We start from the raw sequence: 18,321 nt of genomic DNA on the forward strand, positions 1-18,321 counted from the left end.
CAAGCGACCAGGAGCAGCAACGTGGCGAAGCAAAGTTCTCAGAAATTCATCGCGCGCAACCGTGCGCCTCGAGTGCAGATCGAGTACGACGTCGAGCTTTACGGCGCCGAGAAAAAGGTCCAGTTGCCCTTCGTGATGGGTGTGATGGCCGACCTCGCCGGCAAACCCGCCGAGCCTCTGGCTCCCGTGGCCGACCGCAAGTTCCTTGAAGTGGATGTCGATAACTTCGACTCGCGCCTCAAGGCCATGCAGCCGCGCGTGGCGTTCCACGTACCCAACGAATTGACAGGCGAAGGCAACCTGAGCCTGGACATCACCTTCGAAAGCATGGACGACTTCAGCCCGGCCGCCGTGGCGCGCAAGGTCGATTCCCTGAACCAGCTGCTCGAAGCCCGCACCCAGTTGGCCAACCTGCTGACCTACATGGACGGCAAGACCGGCGCTGAAGAAATCATCATGAAGGCGATCAAGGACCCGGCACTGCTTCAGGCACTTGCCAGCGCGCCCAAGCCTGCAGGGGAGCAGTAAGCATGACTGACAATACCGTACGCGAAGGCGCATCCAGCCTGGGCGCCACCGAAGAAACCAGCGAGTTCGCCTCGCTGTTGATGCAAGAGTTCAAGCCCAAGACCGAGCGTGCCCGCGAAGCCGTGGAAACCGCGGTACGCACCCTCGCCGAACAGGCCCTGGCGCAAACCGACCTGGTGTCCAACGACGCGATCAAGTCGATCGAATCGATCATCGCCGCCATCGACGCCAAGCTCACCGCCCAGGTCAACCAGATCATCCACCACCAGGATTTCCAGCAGCTGGAAAGCGCCTGGCGTGGCCTGCACTACCTGGTCAACAACACCGAGAGCGATGAGCAGCTGAAGATTCGCGTGCTCAACATCTCCAAGCCGGACCTGCACAAAACCTTGAAGAAATTCAAGGGCACCGCATGGGACCAGAGCCCGATCTTCAAGAAGATGTACGAAGAAGAATACGGCCAGTTCGGCGGCGAACCTTATGGTTGCCTGGTAGGCGATTACTACTTCGACCAGTCGCCACCCGATGTGGAACTGCTGGGCGAGCTGTCGAAAGTCTGCGCCGCCATGCACTCGCCATTTATCGCTGCCGCCTCGCCGACCGTAATGGGCATGGGCTCCTGGCAGGAGCTGTCGAACCCACGCGACCTGACCAAGATCTTCACTACGCCGGAATACGCCGGCTGGCGCTCGCTGCGTGAATCCGAAGATTCGCGCTACATCGGCCTGACCATGCCGCGCTTCCTGGCGCGCCTGCCGTATGGCGCCAAGACCGATCCGGTGGAAGCCTTTGCCTTCGAAGAAAACACCGACGGCGCCGACAGCTCCAAGTACACCTGGGCCAACGCCGCGTACGCGATGGCAGTGAACATCAACCGATCGTTCAAGCACTACGGCTGGTGCTCGCGCATCCGTGGCATCGAGTCCGGCGGTGAAGTGGAAAACCTGCCGGCCCACACCTTCCCGACCGATGACGGCGGCGTGGACATGAAGTGTCCGACCGAAATCGCCATCAGCGACCGCCGTGAAGCGGAGCTGGCGAAGAACGGTTTCATGCCGCTGCTGCACAAGAAAAACACCGACTTCGCCGCCTTCATCGGTGCGCAGTCGTTGCAGAAACCGGCCGAATACGACGATCCGGACGCCACCGCCAACGCCAACCTGGCCGCACGCCTGCCGTACCTGTTCGCCACCTGCCGTTTCGCCCACTACTTGAAGTGCATCGTGCGCGACAAGATCGGTTCCTTCAAAGAGAAGGACGAGATGCAGCGCTGGTTGCAGGACTGGATCCTCAACTACGTCGACGGCGACCCGGCCCACTCCACCGAAACCACCAAGGCCCAGCACCCGTTGGCGGCTGCCGAAGTGATCGTGGAAGAGGTCGAAGGCAACCCGGGGTATTACAACTCCAAGTTCTATCTGCGCCCGCACTACCAGCTTGAAGGGCTGACGGTGTCGTTGCGTTTGGTATCGAAGCTGCCTTCGGCAAAAAGCGCGTAATTAACCGGACCGGCTCGCTTTCTGTAGGAGCGAGCTTGCTCGCGAAAAACTTAAAGACGCCGCGTTCATTCAGGATGCCAGCGTCATCGTTAACGACCTTCGCGAGCAAGCTCGCTCCTACAGAGGTCGGTGGCGTTAATACATTCAGTGGCTGAGTCCACACAGGGAGAAAACATGGCTGTTGATATTTTCATCAAGATCGGCGACATCAAGGGCGAGTCCATGGACAAGGCCCACAAGGACGAAATCGACGTATTGAACTGGAGCTGGGGCATGGCCCAGTCCGGCAACATGCACGTCGGCGGTGGCGGCGGTGCGGGCAAGGTGAATATCCAGGACCTGTCGCTGACCAAGTACGTCGACAAGGCTTCGCCCAACCTGATGATGCACTGCGCCAGCGGCAAGCACATCGACAAGGTCAAGCTGACCGTGCGCAAGGCCGGTGGCGAAAGCCAGGTCGAGTACATGGTGATCAACCTGGAAGAAGTGCTGGTCACGTCCCTGAGCACCGGCGGCTCGGGCACCGATGATCGCCTGACCGAAAACGTCACCCTCAACTTCGCCCAGGTGATGGTCGACTACCAGCCGCAGAAAGCCGACGGCACCAAAGACGGCGGCGCGATCAAGTTTGGCTGGAACATCCGTTCTAACACCAAGCGCTGATAGCCCCTGTGGCCGTGGCCCTGCGCCACGGCCACAGATACCTTGTCCCTCTCGCAACCCGTCCGTGGAGCTGCTTTGGTGGTAACTGAAATCGCTTCCCGCGACCGTCTGCAACCGTCCCTGCTGGACCGGTTGACCGACGACGACCCGACCAATCCCAAGGAAAGCGCCGACAAACGCGTGCTGTCCCTGACCCAATTGAAAGCCTCGGTGCTGCGTGACCTGGCGTGGCTGCTCAACACCACCTCGTTACTCGATGCCGATGCCACGCTGCACACCCCTGCCGGTACCTCGGTGGTCAATTACGGCCTGCCGGCATTGGCGGGCAACAGCGCTTCGAGCGTTGATATCAAAGCCCTGGAAGCCTTGATTTACCAGGCCATTGCCACCTTCGAGCCGCGAATTTTACGCCACACCTTGCGGGTCAAGGCGCGCATGAGCCATGGCGAGATGAATCACAACGCCCTGAGTTTCGAGATTGAAGGCGACCTGTGGGCACAGCCGGTGCCGTTGCGTTTGCTGTTGCAGACCGATGTGGACTTGGAGTCGGGCCATGTGCGCGTGCTCAATGCCGACCAGCGGAGACGCCCATGAACCCGCGCCTGCTGGAGCTGTACAACCAGGAACTGCACCATGTGCGCGAAAGCGCCGCCGAGTTCGCCAAGGAATACCCGAAGATCGCCAGTCGGCTGACCCTGTCCGGCATGGACTGCGCCGACCCCTACGTCGAACGTTTGCTGGAGGGTTTTGCCTACTTGACTGCCCGGGTGCAGCTCAAGCTCGACGCCGAGTACCCGACCTTTACTCATAACCTGCTGGAAATCGCCTACCCGCACTACCTGGCGCCGACGCCGTCGATGACCGTGGTGCAGTTGCAGACCGACCCGGATGAAGGCTCCCTGGCCGGCGGTTTCCCGCTGCCCCGTGACACGGTGCTGCGTGCCGCCCTGGGCCGTGAAACCCAGACCTGCTGCGAGTACCGCACCGCGCACCCGGTGACGCTGTGGCCGTTGCAGGTCAGCAACGCCGAATATTTCGGCAACCCCGCCGCCGTGCTCGGGCGCCTGGCCGCCAGCGAACCGAAAGCCAAGGCCGGCCTGCGTCTGACCCTGCGCACCGGTGCCGAGCTGCCGTTCAACAGCCTCGACCTGGATACCTTGCCGCTGTACCTGAGCGGCGCTGATGAACAACCGTTTCGCCTCTACGAACAACTGCTGGGCAATGCCTGCGCGGTATTTGCGCGCCAGCCCGGTGGCGATTGGGTCGAGCGCCTGCCCCAGGGCGCGTTGCGCTCGCGAGGGTTCGACGATGCCGACGCAGCCATGCCGGTGGTGGCGCGGGCATTCCAGGGCTATCGCTTGTTGCAGGAATACTTCGCCCTGCCCCATCGCTTCCTGTTCGTCGAGTTCGCCGAACTGAGCCGTGCAGTCAAGCGTTGCGACGGCCAGGAGCTGGAGCTGATCGTGCTGTTCGACCGTCATGAGCCGAGCCTGGAAGGCAGCGTCGGTGCGGCACAGTTCCTGCCGTTCTGCACCCCGGCGATCAACCTGTTCCCCAAGCGCGTGGACCGCATCCACTTGTCCGACCGGGTCAACGAACACCATGTGATCGCCGACCGCACACGGCCAATGGATTTCGAGATTCACTCATTGAGCGGCATCACCGGCCATGGCACTGGGCCGGAGCAGCCGTTCTTGCCGTTCTACGCAGTGCGTGACCCGTCGCGCTATGGCCGTGACCTGGCTTACTACACCGTGCGCCGCGAGCCACGGGTGTTATCCAGCGACCAGCGCCGCAACGGCCCGCGCTCCACCTATGTGGGCAGCGAAACCTTCGTCAGCCTGGTGGACAGCCGCCAGGCGCCCTACGGCCATGACCTGCGCCAGTTGGGTGTCACCGCGTTGTGCACCAACCGCGACTTGCCGCTGTTCATGAGTGTGGGTAACGGCAAGACCGACTTCACCCTGGCCGACAGCGCCCCGGTGCTGTCTGTGCGCTGCGTCGCCGGGCCAAGCCGGCCGCGCGCCAGCCATGCCCATGACGCCAAGGCCTGGCGCCTGATCAGCCAGTTGTCACTCAACTACCTGTCGTTGAGCGAACAGGGCCAGGGGGCCGGGGCCTTGCGTGAACTGCTGCGCCTGTACGGCGACAGCAACGATGCCGCCCTGCAATTGCAGATCGAGGGCCTGCGCGAAGTCAGCAGCAAGGCCGTGACCCGACGCCTGCCGATGCCTGGCCCGATTGTGTTCGGCCGTGGCTTGGAAATCACCTTGGAATTCGATGAAAACGCGTTTCGCGGCACCGGTGTGTTCCTGCTCGGCGCGGTGCTGGAGCGCTTCCTGGCACGTTATGTGTCGATCAACAGTTTTACCGAAACGGTGATCCGTACCACCGAACGCGGCGAGATCATGCGATGGAAAGCCAAGCCCGGACGGCGTCCGACCCTGTGAATACCCTGGATGCGATGCATCAAGAGCCCTGGGAATATGACTTCTTCCAGGCGTTGCGGCGTATCGAGTGCGAATCGCCGGACCTGCCGCGCCTGGGCCATTCCCTGCGCCTGGCGGATGACCCGTTGCGCCTGGGGCAACAAGCCGATTGCACCTTTGCCCCGGCCACGCTGGCGTCAGTCGATCCCGGTGGCGACGGCAAGCCGGCGCGGCTCGAGCAATTCTTCTTCGGCCTGGGCGGCCCCAACGGCCCGCTGCCGTTGCACATCACCGAATACGTACGCGAACGTCAGCGCAACAACGCCGACAGCACCAGCAAGCAATTCCTGGATGTGTTCCACCACCGCTTGCTGAGCCTGTTCTACCGCGCCTGGGCCGAGGCGCGGCCGACGGTCAGCCACGACCGCCCGGATGATGACTACTGGTCTGCACGCCTCGCCGCCTTGAGTGGCCGTGGCATGCCAAGCCTGCAGAATCAGGGGCTTATCCCGGATACCGCCAAGCTGCACTACAGCGGCCACCTGTCGGCACAGACCCGCTACCCGGATGGCTTGAAAGCCATTCTCAGCGAATACTTCGGCCTGCCGGTGGAGATCGAAGAGTACGTCGGCCAATGGCTGGAGCTGCCCGAACGTAGTCGCGTGGGCGTGAGCGCCAATAGGCTGGGCGTGGACTTTTGCCTGGGCCGCTTTGTGTGGGACCGCCAGCACAAGTTCCGTATTCGCCTCGGCCCGCTGAAACTCAATGACTACATGGGCATGCTGCCCGGCAGCCGGCCGTTCAACGAGCTGGTGGCGTGGGTGGCGGAGTACCTGGGCCATGAATTGGACTGGGACTTGAACCTGGTTTTGCAACAACCCGAAGTACCGGCGCTGCAACTCAACGGCCAGTTCCGCCTGGGCTTCAACACCTGGCTCGGCCGCCCTGCGCATGACGCCAACGACCTAATCCTGGCCCGGCATTACGCCGATCGCGCCACCACCTCAAGGAATCCAGAGCATGGGTGAAATCAGTCGCGCCGCACTGTTCGGCAAACTCAACAGCGTGGCCTACAAGGCCATCGAAGCCGCCACCGTGTTCTGCAAGTTGCGCGGTAATCCGTATGTGGAACTGGCCCATTGGTTTCACCAGTTGCTGCAACTGCAGGACTCGGACCTGCACCGCATCATCCGCCAGTTCAACGTCGAACCGGCGCGCCTGGCCCGAGACCTGACCGAAGCCCTGGACCGCCTGCCACGCGGCTCGACCTCGATCACCGACCTGTCCTCCCATGTGGAAGAAGCCGTGGAGCGCGGCTGGGTGTATGGCAGCCTGATGTTCGGTGAAAGCCAGGTGCGCACCGGCTACCTGGTGCTGGGTATTCTCAAGACGCCGAGCCTGCGCCATGCGCTGCTGGGGTTGTCGGCCGAGTTCGACAAGATCAAGGCCGAAGCCTTGAGCGAGCGCTTTGACGAATACGTCGGTGATTCCCCGGAAAATGCACTGACGGCGAGCGACGGTTTCAATGCCGGCGCCGTGCCGGGCGAAGCCAGTGGCGCGATGGCGCCAAGTGCGATGGGCAAGCAGGAAGCGCTCAAGCGCTTCACTGTCGACCTGACCGAACAGGCCCGCAGCGGCAAGCTCGACCCTATCGTCGGCCGTGACGAAGAGATCCGCCAACTGGTGGATATCCTCATGCGTCGGCGCCAGAACAACCCGATCCTCACCGGTGAAGCCGGGGTGGGCAAGACTGCCGTGGTTGAGGGTTTCGCCCTGCGCATTGTCGCCGGTGACGTACCACCGGCCCTGAAGGATGTAGAACTGCGCAGCCTCGACGTGGGCCTGCTGCAAGCCGGCGCCAGCATGAAAGGCGAGTTCGAACAGCGCCTGCGCCAGGTCATCGAAGACGTACAGGCGTCGCCCAAGCCGATCATCCTGTTTATCGACGAAGCCCACACCCTGGTGGGTGCTGGTGGTGCTGCCGGCACCGGCGACGCGGCCAACCTGCTCAAGCCCGCCCTCGCCCGTGGCACCTTGCGTACCGTGGCCGCCACCACCTGGGCCGAGTACAAGAAGCACATCGAGAAAGACCCGGCCCTGACCCGCCGCTTCCAGGTGGTGCAGGTTGCCGAGCCGTCGGAAGACAAGGCGCTGCTGATGATGCGCGGCGTGGCCTCGACCATGGAAAAACACCACCAGGTGCAGATCCTCGATGAAGCCCTGGAAGCCTCCGTGAAGCTGTCGCACCGCTACATCCCGGCGCGCCAGTTGCCGGACAAATCCGTGAGCCTGCTGGACACCGCCTGCGCCCGCGTCGCCATCAGCCTGCACGCGGTGCCCGCCGAAGTGGACGACAGCCGCCGCCGTATCGAAGCGCTGGAAACCGAGCTGCAGATCATCGCCCGCGAACATGCCATCGGCATTGCCATTGGTGCGCGCCAGAACAACAGCGAAGCCCTGTTAAGCGCCGAACGTGAACGCCTGGCGACCCTGGAAAGCCGTTGGGCCGAAGAGAAAGCCCTGGTGGATGAACTGCTCGCTACCCGTGCGACGCTGCGCGAAAAGGCCGGCGTGGTGGACAGCGGCAACGATGAACTGCGCGCGCAACTGGTCGACCTGCAACAGCGCCTCACCACCCTGCAAGGTGAAACCCCACTGATCCTGCCGACCGTGGATTACCAGGCGGTGGCCTCAGTGGTCGCCGACTGGACCGGCATCCCGGTGGGCCGCATGGCCCGCAACGAATTGGAGACCGTGCTCAACCTCGACCAGCACCTGAAAAAACGCATCATCGGCCAGGACCACGCCCTGCAGATGATCGCCAAGCGCATCCAGACCTCCCGCGCCGGCCTCGACAACCCGAGCAAGCCGATTGGCGTGTTCATGCTCGCCGGCACCTCGGGGGTGGGCAAGACCGAAACCGCCCTGGCCCTGGCCGAAGCCATGTACGGCGGCGAGCAGAACGTGATCACCATCAACATGAGCGAGTTCCAGGAAGCCCATACGGTGTCCACTCTCAAGGGTGCGCCACCGGGCTACATCGGCTACGGCGAAGGCGGTGTGCTGACTGAAGCGGTACGGCGCAAACCCTACAGCGTGGTGCTGCTGGACGAGGTGGAAAAAGCCCACCCGGACGTGCACGAGATTTTCTTCCAGGTGTTCGACAAGGGCGTGATGGAAGACGGCGAAGGCCGGGTGATCGACTTCAAGAACACCCTGATCCTGCTGACCACCAACGCCGGGACAGAGCTGATCTCCCAGGTGTGCAAAGACCCGGCGAACATCCCTGAGCCGGAAGAGATCGCCAAAGCCCTGCGCCAGCCACTGCTGGAGATTTTCCCGCCGGCCCTGCTCGGGCGCCTGGTGACCATTCCGTACTACCCGCTGAGCGACGAGATGCTCAAGGCGATCACCCGCCTGCAACTGAACCGCATCAAGAAGCGCGTGGAGAGCACCCACAAAGTCGCGTTCGACTACGACGACGCAGTAGTCGACCTGATTGTCTCGCGCTGCACCGAAACCGAAAGCGGTGGGCGCATGATCGACACCATCCTCACCAACAGCCTGCTGCCGGACATGAGCCGCGAGTTCCTCACGCGCATGCTCGAAGGCAAGGCGCTGGCGGGGGTGCGGATCAGCAGCCGGGATAATGAATTGCACTACGACTTCAGCGATTGACCTGACGGAATGCGATAAAAATTGTGGGAGGGGGCTTGCTCCCGATAGCGGTGAATCAGTCACCCAATGCATAACTGACACACTGCTATCGGGAGCAAGCCCCCTCCCACACTTGGACTCGGTTTCTTCAGTTATTACGACACTTACGGGTTAACCGATGCTATTCAACCAAGCCTCACGCCTGGCCAAGATCACCAGCCCCCTCGGGCCGGATGTGCTGTTGCTCAATGAAATGGGCGGCGGTGAAGAGCTGGGCAGGCTGTTCAACTATGAGCTGCAACTGACGTCCCTGGACGCCAACATCGACCTCAACCAGTTGCTCGGCAAGCCCATGAGCGTGGGCCTGCAACTGGCAGACGGCGGCGAGCGGCATTTCCACGGCATCGTCGCCCGTTGCAGCCAGAATATCGACCAAGGCCAGTTCGCCAGTTACCAGGTGACCTTGCGCCCATGGCTGTGGTTGCTCAGCCGCACCTCAGACTGCCGGATTTTCCAGAACCTGAGCATCCCGCAGATCATCAAGCAGGTGTTCCGCGACCTGGGTTTTTCCGACTTCGAAGACGCCCTGAGCCGACCGTATCGCGAGTGGGAATACTGCGTGCAGTACCGCGAGACCAGTTTCGATTTCGTCAGCCGCCTGATGGAACAGGAAGGCATCTACTACTTCTTCCGCCACGAACAGGACCGCCATGTACTGGTGCTGGCCGACGCCTACGGCGCCCACACCACGGTGCCAGGCTACGCGTCGATCCCCTACTACCCCAAGGACGAGCAACAGCGCGAACGCGACCATATGCACAATTGGCATTTGGCGCAGGAGGTGCAGCCGGGCTCACTGGAGCTCAACGACTACGACTTCCAGCGCCCCGGCGCCAGCATCGACGTGCGCTCGGCCATGCCGCGCCCGCACACCGCCGGCGACTACCCGCTGTACGACTACCCCGGCACCTACGTGCAAAGCGCAGATGGCGAACACTACGCACGCACCCGCATCGAAGCACTGCAAACCCTGCATGAGCAGATCGAGTTCGCCGGCAATGCGCGGGGCCTGGGCTCCGGCCATCTGTTCAGCCTCACCGGCTTCAGCCGCCAGGACCAGAACCGCGAATACCTGATCGTCGGCTGCCGCTACTACATCGTCCAGGAAAGCCTGGAAAGCGGCGGTGGCTCGGGCTCGGCGCAGTTCGAAAGCAGCCTGACCTGCATCGACGCCCAACAGAGTTTCCGCCCGTTGGCCAACACCCACCGCCCTATCGTCAAAGGCCCGCAAACCGCCTTGGTGGTCGGCCCCAAAGGCGAAGAAATCTGGACCGACCAATACGGCCGCGTGAAGGTGCACTTCTACTGGGACCGTCACGACCAGTCCAACGAGAACAGCTCGTGCTGGATTCGTGTGTCGCAATCCTGGGCCGGCAAGAACTGGGGTTCGATGCAGATTCCACGGATCGGCCAGGAAGTGATCGTCAGCTTCCTCGAAGGCGACCCCGACCGTCCGATCATCACCGGCCGCGTCTACAACGCCGAGCAGACCGTGCCCTACGACCTGCCGGAAAACGCGACCCAGAGCGGCATGAAAAGCCGTTCGAGCAAGGGCGGCACGCCGGCCAACTTCAATGAAATCCGCATGGAGGACAAGAAAGGGCTGGAACAGTTGTACATCCATGCCGAGCGCAATCAGGACATCGTCGTGGAGGTGGATGAAAGCCATTCGGTAGGGCATGACCGCAACAAGAGTATTGGCCACAACGAGACGGTGACCATCGGGAATAACCGCCTGCGGGTGGTGCGCAACAACGACACCGTGATCGTGGGTGGGGCCAAGTCGGACAGCGCCGCCACGCACTACACCATCGAAGCCGGAGAGTGTCTTCGCTTGGTGTGCGGGGACAGTGTCATCGAGCTCAAGGCAGGCGGGGACATCAACCTGACCTGTGGCTCGTTCAACCTGTTTTCCACCGGCAGCAGCAAGATCCAGACGAAGGGCAAGCTGGATATCAACCTGGGCAGCGACAAAGGCACATCGCCCGGCGCCCAAGGCGTGCAAGACACGATCAAGTCCGCCGTCGAATCAAAATTCCCCGGCAAGCCCGGCGCTGGTCAATAACGAGATTTCTTCACCATGAATTACCTGATCAACGAAGCCCAGTTCACCCTGCCCGACGCTGAGGTACAAGACACCTCGATCAATATCCTCAAGTTCGCCAAGCTGGGTACCACCCTGGTGGTGAGCCGCAGTCCGTTGGCGGACGGCGAAAGCCTGCAAAGCAATTTCGAAGGCCAGTTGAAAAAACTCGAACAGCAGGTCAAGGACCTTCGCTATTCCCCTGCACAAGCGGTCAAGGTCGGGCCGATGCAGGACATCGACGCCTTTGAAGTACAGAACCGTTTCAACAAGGGCAGCGACAACATTTACCAATATCAGTTGGCAATGCAGATACCCGGCACACGCAACCTGGTCGCCCTGAGTTACGTCAAGACCCAGCCCCTGGGGCCTGCCGAGGCGGCGCATTGGGCAACGCTGAAAAACACGCTCACCTTTTGCGCTACGCCTTGAGTCGAGCCTGAGCCATGAGTGAAGACCTCTGGGCTGCCCGCGAAGGCGACGCACTGCTGCACACCTCGGTGATGGCCGACATTCTCGGCGGTGTGCTGGAAGTGGCCGCCTATGCAGCACTCACCACTGTGGGCTGCCTGGCCGTTGCAGGGGCGGTGTTCCTCGCGACCGGGGCAACCATCGCCACAGGCGGCGTTGCATTGGTATTGGTCGTGGGGGCCGTCGTCGGGATCACCGCGGGGCTTACAGGGGCCGACCTGAAAATATCCAGTTGGTGCGAGTCTGCGGCCAACTGGGTATCCCCACCCGTGATCGACGCCTTCATCACCAGCGGTTCGCATAACGTCTTCATCAACGGCAAAAAGGCTGCCCGCGCCGCCGGCAAGATGACGGCTGTGCCCGTCGCGCCCAGCGAATCGCCGGCCCCCAGCTTCCTGGACATGGCAGGTGAGTTTTTCTCGCAGATGTGGCGCCCGACCGTCGCCTCGCCCGCCCCCGGCACCGAGCCTTGTCAGTTGGATACCGTGGGGTGCAACAAGCACCCGCCGATGCCGCTGCAATTCATTGCCGAGGGTTCCAGCTCGGTATTCATCAATGGTCAGCCGGCGGCGCGCAGCGGGGATCGCAGTACCTGTGATGCGAAGATCGGCACGGCTGAGGGCCTGATTTCGCCGGATGTGCGCATTGGTGGCGAGACCATTGTGGTACAGGAGATTCGTAGCGGGAAAACGCCGGGGGTGGGGCTGGCCATTGCCGTGGTGATGGCGTTGCGGGGCAATGTGAAGTGTTTCTGGACCAAGCTGCCGTGCATGATCGGAAGTGCGCTGGTGGGCGGGGCGATCTCTTATGGGACTGCCAAGGTCACCTCGGCGCTCAAGAGCGCCATGAATGGTTCGCCCAATCCGGTGCACAGCGCGACGGGGGCCAAGGTCCTGGGCGAAGAGGAGGAGCTGGATTTTGTACTGCCGGGCCTGCTTGCGATTGATTGGCAACGTTTCTACAACAGTCTCGATACACGTCGCGGTGGCCTCTTTGGCGCCGGCTGGAGCGTTGCGTACGAGGTGTCGATCGAGATAGAGGCAGACGAAAACCTGTTCTACATCGATGAACAAGGGCGCCGCCTGGACATTGGCTACATTCCCTTGTCTGGCGGAGCGTTCGACCCGGGCGAAGGCCTTGCGGTGAGACGCAGCGGCGACGGCGCGGTATTGATCGAGAGTATCGACGGACTGTATCGCCTGTTCGAGCCCGATCCGCTGAACAGCTCGCGGATGCGTTTGCAGCTGCTGGGTGATCGCAATGAGGGGCGGATCTTCCTCGACTATGACAGTCAGGGGCGACTGTATCGCCTGCGCGACACCCATGACTTGATGCATGTTGAACTGAACTACTCGGCTGAACACCCAAGGCGCGTGAGCCACATCGAACGGCGTTATCTGCGCCAGGACCATTTCGATGCGCGCAGCGACGTGCTCGTCAGTTATCGATATGACAGCAATGGCGATCTTGCCGAAGTCCTGGACGCACAAGGCACAACCCTTAGACGCTTTGCCTACGACAGCGGCAGGCGCATGGCCGAGCACCAATTGCCGAGTGGTTTGCGCTGCTTCTACCAATGGGCTGAAGTACCTGGGCCACACGGCCCGGAATGGCGCGTCAGTCGGCACTGGACCGATGCGGGCAATGAGTACAGCTTCGATTACGATCTGGACGCTGGCATTACCCGCGTGACCGATGGCCTGATGCGGGTCAGCACGCGGCATTGGAACCCGCAGTTCCAGATCACTCGCTACGTCGATAACCTGGGCCATACGTGGCAGTTTGAATGGAGCGAAGATCGCCAGTTGCTCGGCGCGATTGACCCGCAAAACGGCCAGTGGCGTTTCAACTATGACGCGTCCGGCAATCTGAGCGCCGTCATCGATCCACTGTCCAGAACCCGTGGCACGCAGTGGCTGGCGCACTGGGCATTGCCCCAGGTGGAAACCGATCCGGCGGGCAACAGTTGGCATTATCGCTACGACCAGCGTGGCAACTGCATCGAAGAAATCGACCCCCTGGGAAACCGTACGCGTTACGTCTATGACGGTTTCGGTCAGCCGGTGCAAATCATCGACGCCACGGAAAAGACCAAAACGTTGCATTGGAACGAGTGGAGCCAACTGGTCGAAGAAGTGGATTGTTCGGGTTATCCGACCCGTTATCAATACGATGCATTTGGCAATCTGATGGTGCAGACCAATGCCGAAGGTGAGTCGGTGCGCTACCGATACGGACCTCAAGGACTATTGCTGGAATGCCAGCTTCCAGATGGTCGCCTGGAGCAATTTCAACGTAGCCCCATTGGTTATCTGACGGCTTACATCGACCCGGCCGGTAGCACCACGCGCTATGCCTATGACGTACGCGGCCTGGTCAAGCAACGCTGGGATGCGCATAACCGCACGGTCATGTTCGATCATGATGCCTACGGACGACTGAGCAAGCTGACCAACGAGAACGGTGAGAGTTATCGCTTTGAGTGGGACGCAGCCGACCGCATGGTGCAGCAGCAGGACCTGGATAAAAGCCGGCGCTGCTACACCTATGATCCGCTGGATGATGTCGTCGCCGTTGACTACCTGCCGGGGACGGAAGGGGAGCCGGTAGCGCCGCTGTCACATCAGCTTCAGCGAGATCCCGTGGGACGCCTGATCAGCAAAATAACGGCGGACGGTACCACCAGCTACGAGCACGACCTCAACGACCAATTGGTCGGTGTTACTTTCACGGCGCCTGATGGTAGTGAGCAATCACTTGGCTTCAGCTATGACGCCATGGGTCAGCTCCTTGAGGAGAAAAGCTCGGCAGGGTCTGTGCAGCATCGTTACGACGAACTGGGAAATCTGATTCAAACCGGCTTGCCCGACGGTCGATGGCTGAACCGCCTGTATTACGGCAGTGGCCACCTGCATCAGTTGAATCTGGATGGAAATGTTATCAGCGACTTCGAGCGTGATCGCTTGCATCGCGAAGTGCAGCGTACTCAGGGTCAACTCAAGACGAGTAGTGCTTACGACCGGACCGGAAGGGTTCGGTCCCGACAGCGTCGCAGCATCGACCAGCCCTGGCAGCTGCCACCATTGGTCGAGACCGATTACAGCTACGATCCCAGCGACAACGTGATTGGACGTCATCGCGTCGATCGCGTGCACGATCATCAAGAGCATCTGGGTTACGACAGTACCGAACGGATTCTTGTCAGCCACCAGGCAGGACGGAGCGAAACCTGCGCCTATGATGCCGCAGCCAACCTGCTCGATAGTTCACATCAAGGTGGCCTGGTAAAACATAACCGGCTGCTGACCTATCAAGATAAGCGTTACCGGTACGACGCCTTGGGTCGCATGGTCGAAAAACGCAGTGCCTCTCGCGGTTTACAGCGCTTTGTCTACGATGCGGAAAGTCGTCTGGTTGAAGTACGAAACGATAACGGCAACAGGATAAGGATGACCTATGACCCCCTGGGGCGTCGCATTGAAAAAGCCGAGTATGGCAGCGATGGCTATCAGTTGGGGATGACACGCTTCCTCTGGGACGAGCTGCGTCTCTTGCAGGAATCCAAGCATAGTCAGTCCAGCCTTTATATCTATGAAGATGAAGGCTACAAGCCCGTTGCCCGGGTCGACGGCACGGGGCCTCTGCAAAAAATCCGTCACTACCATAACGACCTCAACAGCCAGCCGGAGCAGCTAACCGAAGAAGACGGCGAAGTTATCTGGCGGACCCGTTATCGAATCTGGGGCGGTACGGTGGAGGAAGTGCGCGAGCCTACCTACATCGAAGAGCAAAACTTACGGTTTCAGGGGCAATATCTAGATCGAGAAACGGGACTGCATTTTAATACATTCCGGTTTTACGACCCGGATATCGGGCGGTTTACCACACCGGATCCTCTTGGGTTGGCGGGAGGGATCAATCTCTATCAATATGGGCCGAACCCGATCACCTGGATCGACCCGTGGGGCTGGAAATGTTGGAGCACAGCAAGGAAAGACGTTTGGAAAGCCGCGGGTGCCAATGCCCGGCCAGGCCAGTACTCAACTAGTAACCTGGCTCGAATGGCCCTGGGCAAGGCACCGCAGATGAGAATAGAGGTTCGTTATCGTAATACTCCGAGAAGCCGACTAAAGGGACGTGTTGGCAAGACCAAGGAAATCACAGTATCGATGGAACTGAATCATCAATACATTCCACAACGCGCCGGATCAAAAGTGGCTCATGAAGATTGGAACTTGACCAAGGCGACGCCTTGGGGACATGAGTCAATGGACAAGTATCGCCATACCGGCTGGGATTTGGTGAGAATTGTAAAAACCACAGGGCAATTTTAGAAAACCCTTTCAGGAGCAGCGGACATGAGTGAGTTGACTGATTTTCACCTTTTCTGGGGCACGGCAATGACTGTCGCGGAAAAAAAATCTGCCTCGATGGAAGGTGAAAGCGCGGAGGATTTTGCTCGCAAGCTTTACGAAGAATATGTAGCGCAAGGCGCACCAAAAAATAAAAAAAAATGGCTAACGGAGCGACTCGATAACGAATACCTTTGCATGAAGGATAAACCCGTATGGGTAGGCGAACCTGCCTGGCTGTATCATCAGGGTCACCCTATGGTCTTTTTGCATCAATTCTTAGTATTACCTACAGCGCAGCACATCAAAGAAGAGATATCTCTAGGTGAGACTGTTTATGTATTTGGTTCAAAACACCTTGTTAAAAGGCCAACAGGGGATATATGGACCGACATCTATCGAATGGCTGTTCAAACTTACGAAGGGGAAACAACGACGGAAATCTTCAAGTAGTTTGTTCATTCCATAGACAAAGGGAACAAGGCTAATCCGGGCAAATTGATTGGCGCAATGCTACAAAAAATGGGCACCCGACCCAGTCGGCGTGCCCATCTTCTTTACCGCCCCGCCTCCCTTCGAGACGGTACCGCTTAACTTACGGGTTGACGCTGTCTTTGAGCGACTTGCCCGGCTTGAACGCAACGGTGTTGCTGGCCTTGATTTTCACTGGTTCACCGGTTTGCGGGTTCTTGCCGGTACGGGCGCCGCGGTGGCGTTGCAGGAAGGTGCCGAAACCAACCAGGGTGACACTGTCCTTGCGATGCAGGGCGCCGGTGATTTCTTCGAGCACGGCGTTGAGCACGCGGTTGGCCTGTTCTTTGGTGAGGTCTGCTTTTTCAGCGATGGCGGCTGCGAGATCTGGTTTACGCATATGAAGCCTCTTTGACGGTTTTTTGTTGTTATGTCCGTGCTGCTCTCTGGTGGAGCAGCGCCCAAGGCGCCGCAGGCTCTACTCTGCGGCAGACGGGAGTGAGGATGGCATGCCCTCGGGCGCCGCGCCAGTCTCGCGGCGGCCTTTCTCGAGGTTAGAACGTGCTGATTCCGACAGAACGACCAGTATTTACGCCAGCAACGGTGGAAGTTCTTTGTTCAGGGCCAGTTTTTCCATGACAGCACTGCCGGTCAGTGCGTAACCCAGCAGGCGGCCGCTGGCGTCGCGGCACAGGGCTTTGATATCGCCGCCCTGCCCTTCGACACTCCATACGCCTTCGGCGCCCCGTGGCGCAGGTGATACGACCAGTGGGCAGATAGGGGTTTTCACCGTGATCGGCATCGGCCCGTAGCTCACGGCCGTGGCGTTACCGGCCAGGGTTTGCGCCAAGGCGCGGGCGCAACTCATCAGTGGCATCACGTACAGCAGGTTCAGGCCATCGACCTCGGCGCAGTCGCCCAGGGCATAGATATTGGCGTGGGAGGTCTTGAGGTGGCGGTCCACCATGATCCCGCGATTGATTTGCAGGCCGGCGGCCGCGGCCAGGTCTACGCGAGGGCGCAGGCCGATGGCGGACACCACCAGGTCGCAGTGGATCACTTCACCGTCCGACAAGTGCGCTTCAAGGCCATCAGCCGTGCGTTGCAGGCGATTGAGCACCGGGCCCAGGTGGAAGCGCGCGCCGATGCCCTCAAGCCCGGCCTGCACCGCAGCGGCCGCCGCCGGGTGCAGTAAGGTCGGCATGACTTGCTCGCACGGAGCAACCAGGTCGATTTCATAGCCGCCGAGGATCAGGTCATTGGCGAATTCGCAGCCGATCAGGCCAGCGCCAAGCAGCAGTACGCGACGTTTGCCGGCAGCGGCGGCGCGGAATCGTGCGTAGTCTTCCAGGTCGTTGATCGGGAAAATCAGTTCAGCCGCATCGCCTTCGACCGGTACACGTACGGTTTCTGCGCCCCAGGCCAGGATCAGGTCGCGGTAGGCCACCGCTTCCTCGCCGATCCACAGGCGCTTGTGGCCTGGGTCGATGCCGCTGACACGTGTGTGGGTGCGCACCTGGGCCTTGAGCTGCTCGGCCATGGCGCCGGGCTCAGCCATGCTCAGGCCATCGGCTTCCTTGTTCTTGCCAAAGCCGGTGGAGAGCATGGGCTTGGAGTAGGAGCGCCCGTCATCCGCGGTGATCAGCAGCAACGGGGTCTCGCTGTCGAGCTTGCGAAACTCCCGGGCCACGTTGTAACCGGCCAATCCTGTGCCGATGATCACGACAGGTGCGTTCATTCCTTTCTCCTTGTAGTACGTGTCTTAAACTAAGAATCAGCCGATTTCGATCATTTCGAAATCCATTTTGCCCACGCCGCAGTCAGGGCACAGCCAGTCTTCCGGGACGTCCTGCCACAGGGTACCCGGAGCGATTCCGTCATCCGGCCAGCCGTCTTTTTCGTCATAGATCAGGCCGCAGACTACACATTGCCACTTCTTCATTACTTGCTTCCTCAGGGTCAGGCATCTTGGCCGGCGGTCGGTGGATCCAGCGTTGCCGCACGGCTCAGGGCGTTTTGTACTGATCGGGGCCGGCAGATGCAAGCACGATCGGCGCAAACGGCCGGTTTGGCGCGGCAAATGTTCAGGGTGCCATGGTAAGCTCGCC

At 60.6% G+C, this 18,321-nt stretch carries 14 protein-coding genes; 11 read left to right on the forward strand and 3 right to left on the reverse strand.

All coding sequences use genetic code 11. The features are described 5' to 3' along the window. Window positions 1-21: 21 nt before the first annotated feature. The 11 genes from tssB to QYQ93_RS00340 all read left to right on the forward strand — a co-directional run bounded on the left by tssB (window position 22) and on the right by QYQ93_RS00340 (window position 16,195). Entirely contained in the window at window positions 22-528 is a 507-nt protein-coding gene (gene tssB, locus QYQ93_RS00285; protein ID WP_003195557.1) for a type VI secretion system contractile sheath small subunit, read from the forward strand. A gap of 2 nt (window positions 529-530) precedes the next feature. Further along, the gene (gene tssC / locus QYQ93_RS00290) at window positions 531-2,027 is read left to right on the forward strand and encodes a type VI secretion system contractile sheath large subunit (protein ID WP_043048103.1); all 1,497 of its coding nucleotides are present in this window, start codon (window positions 531-533) and stop codon (window positions 2,025-2,027) included. 174 nt (window positions 2,028-2,201) lie between these two features. Then, window positions 2,202-2,690: an Hcp family type VI secretion system effector gene (locus QYQ93_RS00300; RefSeq protein ID WP_005792512.1), complete on the forward strand. Its 489-nt coding sequence runs from the start codon at window positions 2,202-2,204 to the stop codon at window positions 2,688-2,690. A gap of 78 nt (window positions 2,691-2,768) precedes the next feature. Further along, complete coding sequence (gene tssE / locus QYQ93_RS00305) at window positions 2,769-3,284, forward strand: type VI secretion system baseplate subunit TssE (RefSeq protein ID WP_338476008.1); 516 nt, start codon at window positions 2,769-2,771, stop codon at window positions 3,282-3,284. Further along, window positions 3,281-5,140, forward strand: a complete 1,860-nt coding sequence (gene tssF / locus QYQ93_RS00310; RefSeq protein ID WP_043048105.1) for a type VI secretion system baseplate subunit TssF — start codon at window positions 3,281-3,283, stop codon at window positions 5,138-5,140. Before tssE ends, tssF begins: the two co-directional genes overlap by 4 nt. Beyond that, window positions 5,104-6,147, forward strand: coding sequence for a type VI secretion system baseplate subunit TssG (tssG, locus tag QYQ93_RS00315; RefSeq protein ID WP_338476009.1), 1,044 nt, complete (start codon window positions 5,104-5,106; stop codon window positions 6,145-6,147). Before tssF ends, tssG begins: the two co-directional genes overlap by 37 nt. Next, entirely contained in the window at window positions 6,140-8,797 is a 2,658-nt protein-coding gene (gene tssH / locus QYQ93_RS00320) for a type VI secretion system ATPase TssH (RefSeq protein ID WP_338476010.1), read from the forward strand. Before tssG ends, tssH begins: the two co-directional genes overlap by 8 nt. Window positions 8,798-8,954: 157 nt before the next feature. Next, on the forward strand, window positions 8,955-10,901 hold the full coding sequence (locus tag QYQ93_RS00325; RefSeq protein WP_338476011.1) for a type VI secretion system Vgr family protein: 1,947 nt from the start codon (window positions 8,955-8,957) through the stop codon (window positions 10,899-10,901). 15 nt (window positions 10,902-10,916) lie between these two features. Continuing rightward, complete coding sequence (locus QYQ93_RS00330) at window positions 10,917-11,351, forward strand: DcrB-related protein (protein WP_043048110.1); 435 nt, start codon at window positions 10,917-10,919, stop codon at window positions 11,349-11,351. 14 nt (window positions 11,352-11,365) lie between these two features. Further along, window positions 11,366-15,724 carry an RHS repeat-associated core domain-containing protein gene (locus tag QYQ93_RS00335; RefSeq protein WP_338476012.1) on the forward strand — a complete coding sequence of 1,453 codons (4,359 nt, stop codon included), beginning with the start codon at window positions 11,366-11,368 and terminating at the stop codon, window positions 15,722-15,724. A gap of 24 nt (window positions 15,725-15,748) precedes the next feature. Next, on the forward strand, window positions 15,749-16,195 hold the full coding sequence (locus tag QYQ93_RS00340) for a hypothetical protein (protein WP_043048113.1): 447 nt from the start codon (window positions 15,749-15,751) through the stop codon (window positions 16,193-16,195). A 142-nt stretch (window positions 16,196-16,337) separates the two neighbouring features. Here QYQ93_RS00340 and QYQ93_RS00345 read toward each other — a convergent pair whose 3' ends face one another. The 3 genes from QYQ93_RS00345 to QYQ93_RS00355 form a co-directional block, all read right to left on the reverse strand. Next, window positions 16,338-16,613: an HU family DNA-binding protein gene (locus QYQ93_RS00345; protein WP_003195589.1), complete on the reverse strand. Its 276-nt coding sequence runs from the start codon at window positions 16,611-16,613 to the stop codon at window positions 16,338-16,340. Window positions 16,614-16,802: 189 nt separating this feature from the next. Next, the gene (locus tag QYQ93_RS00350) at window positions 16,803-17,951 is read right to left on the reverse strand and encodes an NAD(P)/FAD-dependent oxidoreductase (RefSeq protein ID WP_043048115.1); all 1,149 of its coding nucleotides are present in this window, start codon (window positions 17,949-17,951) and stop codon (window positions 16,803-16,805) included. Between the two features lie 36 nt (window positions 17,952-17,987). Next, window positions 17,988-18,155, reverse strand: coding sequence for a rubredoxin (locus tag QYQ93_RS00355; RefSeq protein WP_003213373.1), 168 nt, complete (start codon window positions 18,153-18,155; stop codon window positions 17,988-17,990). Window positions 18,156-18,321 lie beyond the last annotated feature (166 nt).

The organism is Pseudomonas khavaziana (assembly GCF_036704165.1).
Classification (GTDB): Bacteria; Pseudomonadota; Gammaproteobacteria; order Pseudomonadales; family Pseudomonadaceae; genus Aquipseudomonas; species Aquipseudomonas khavaziana.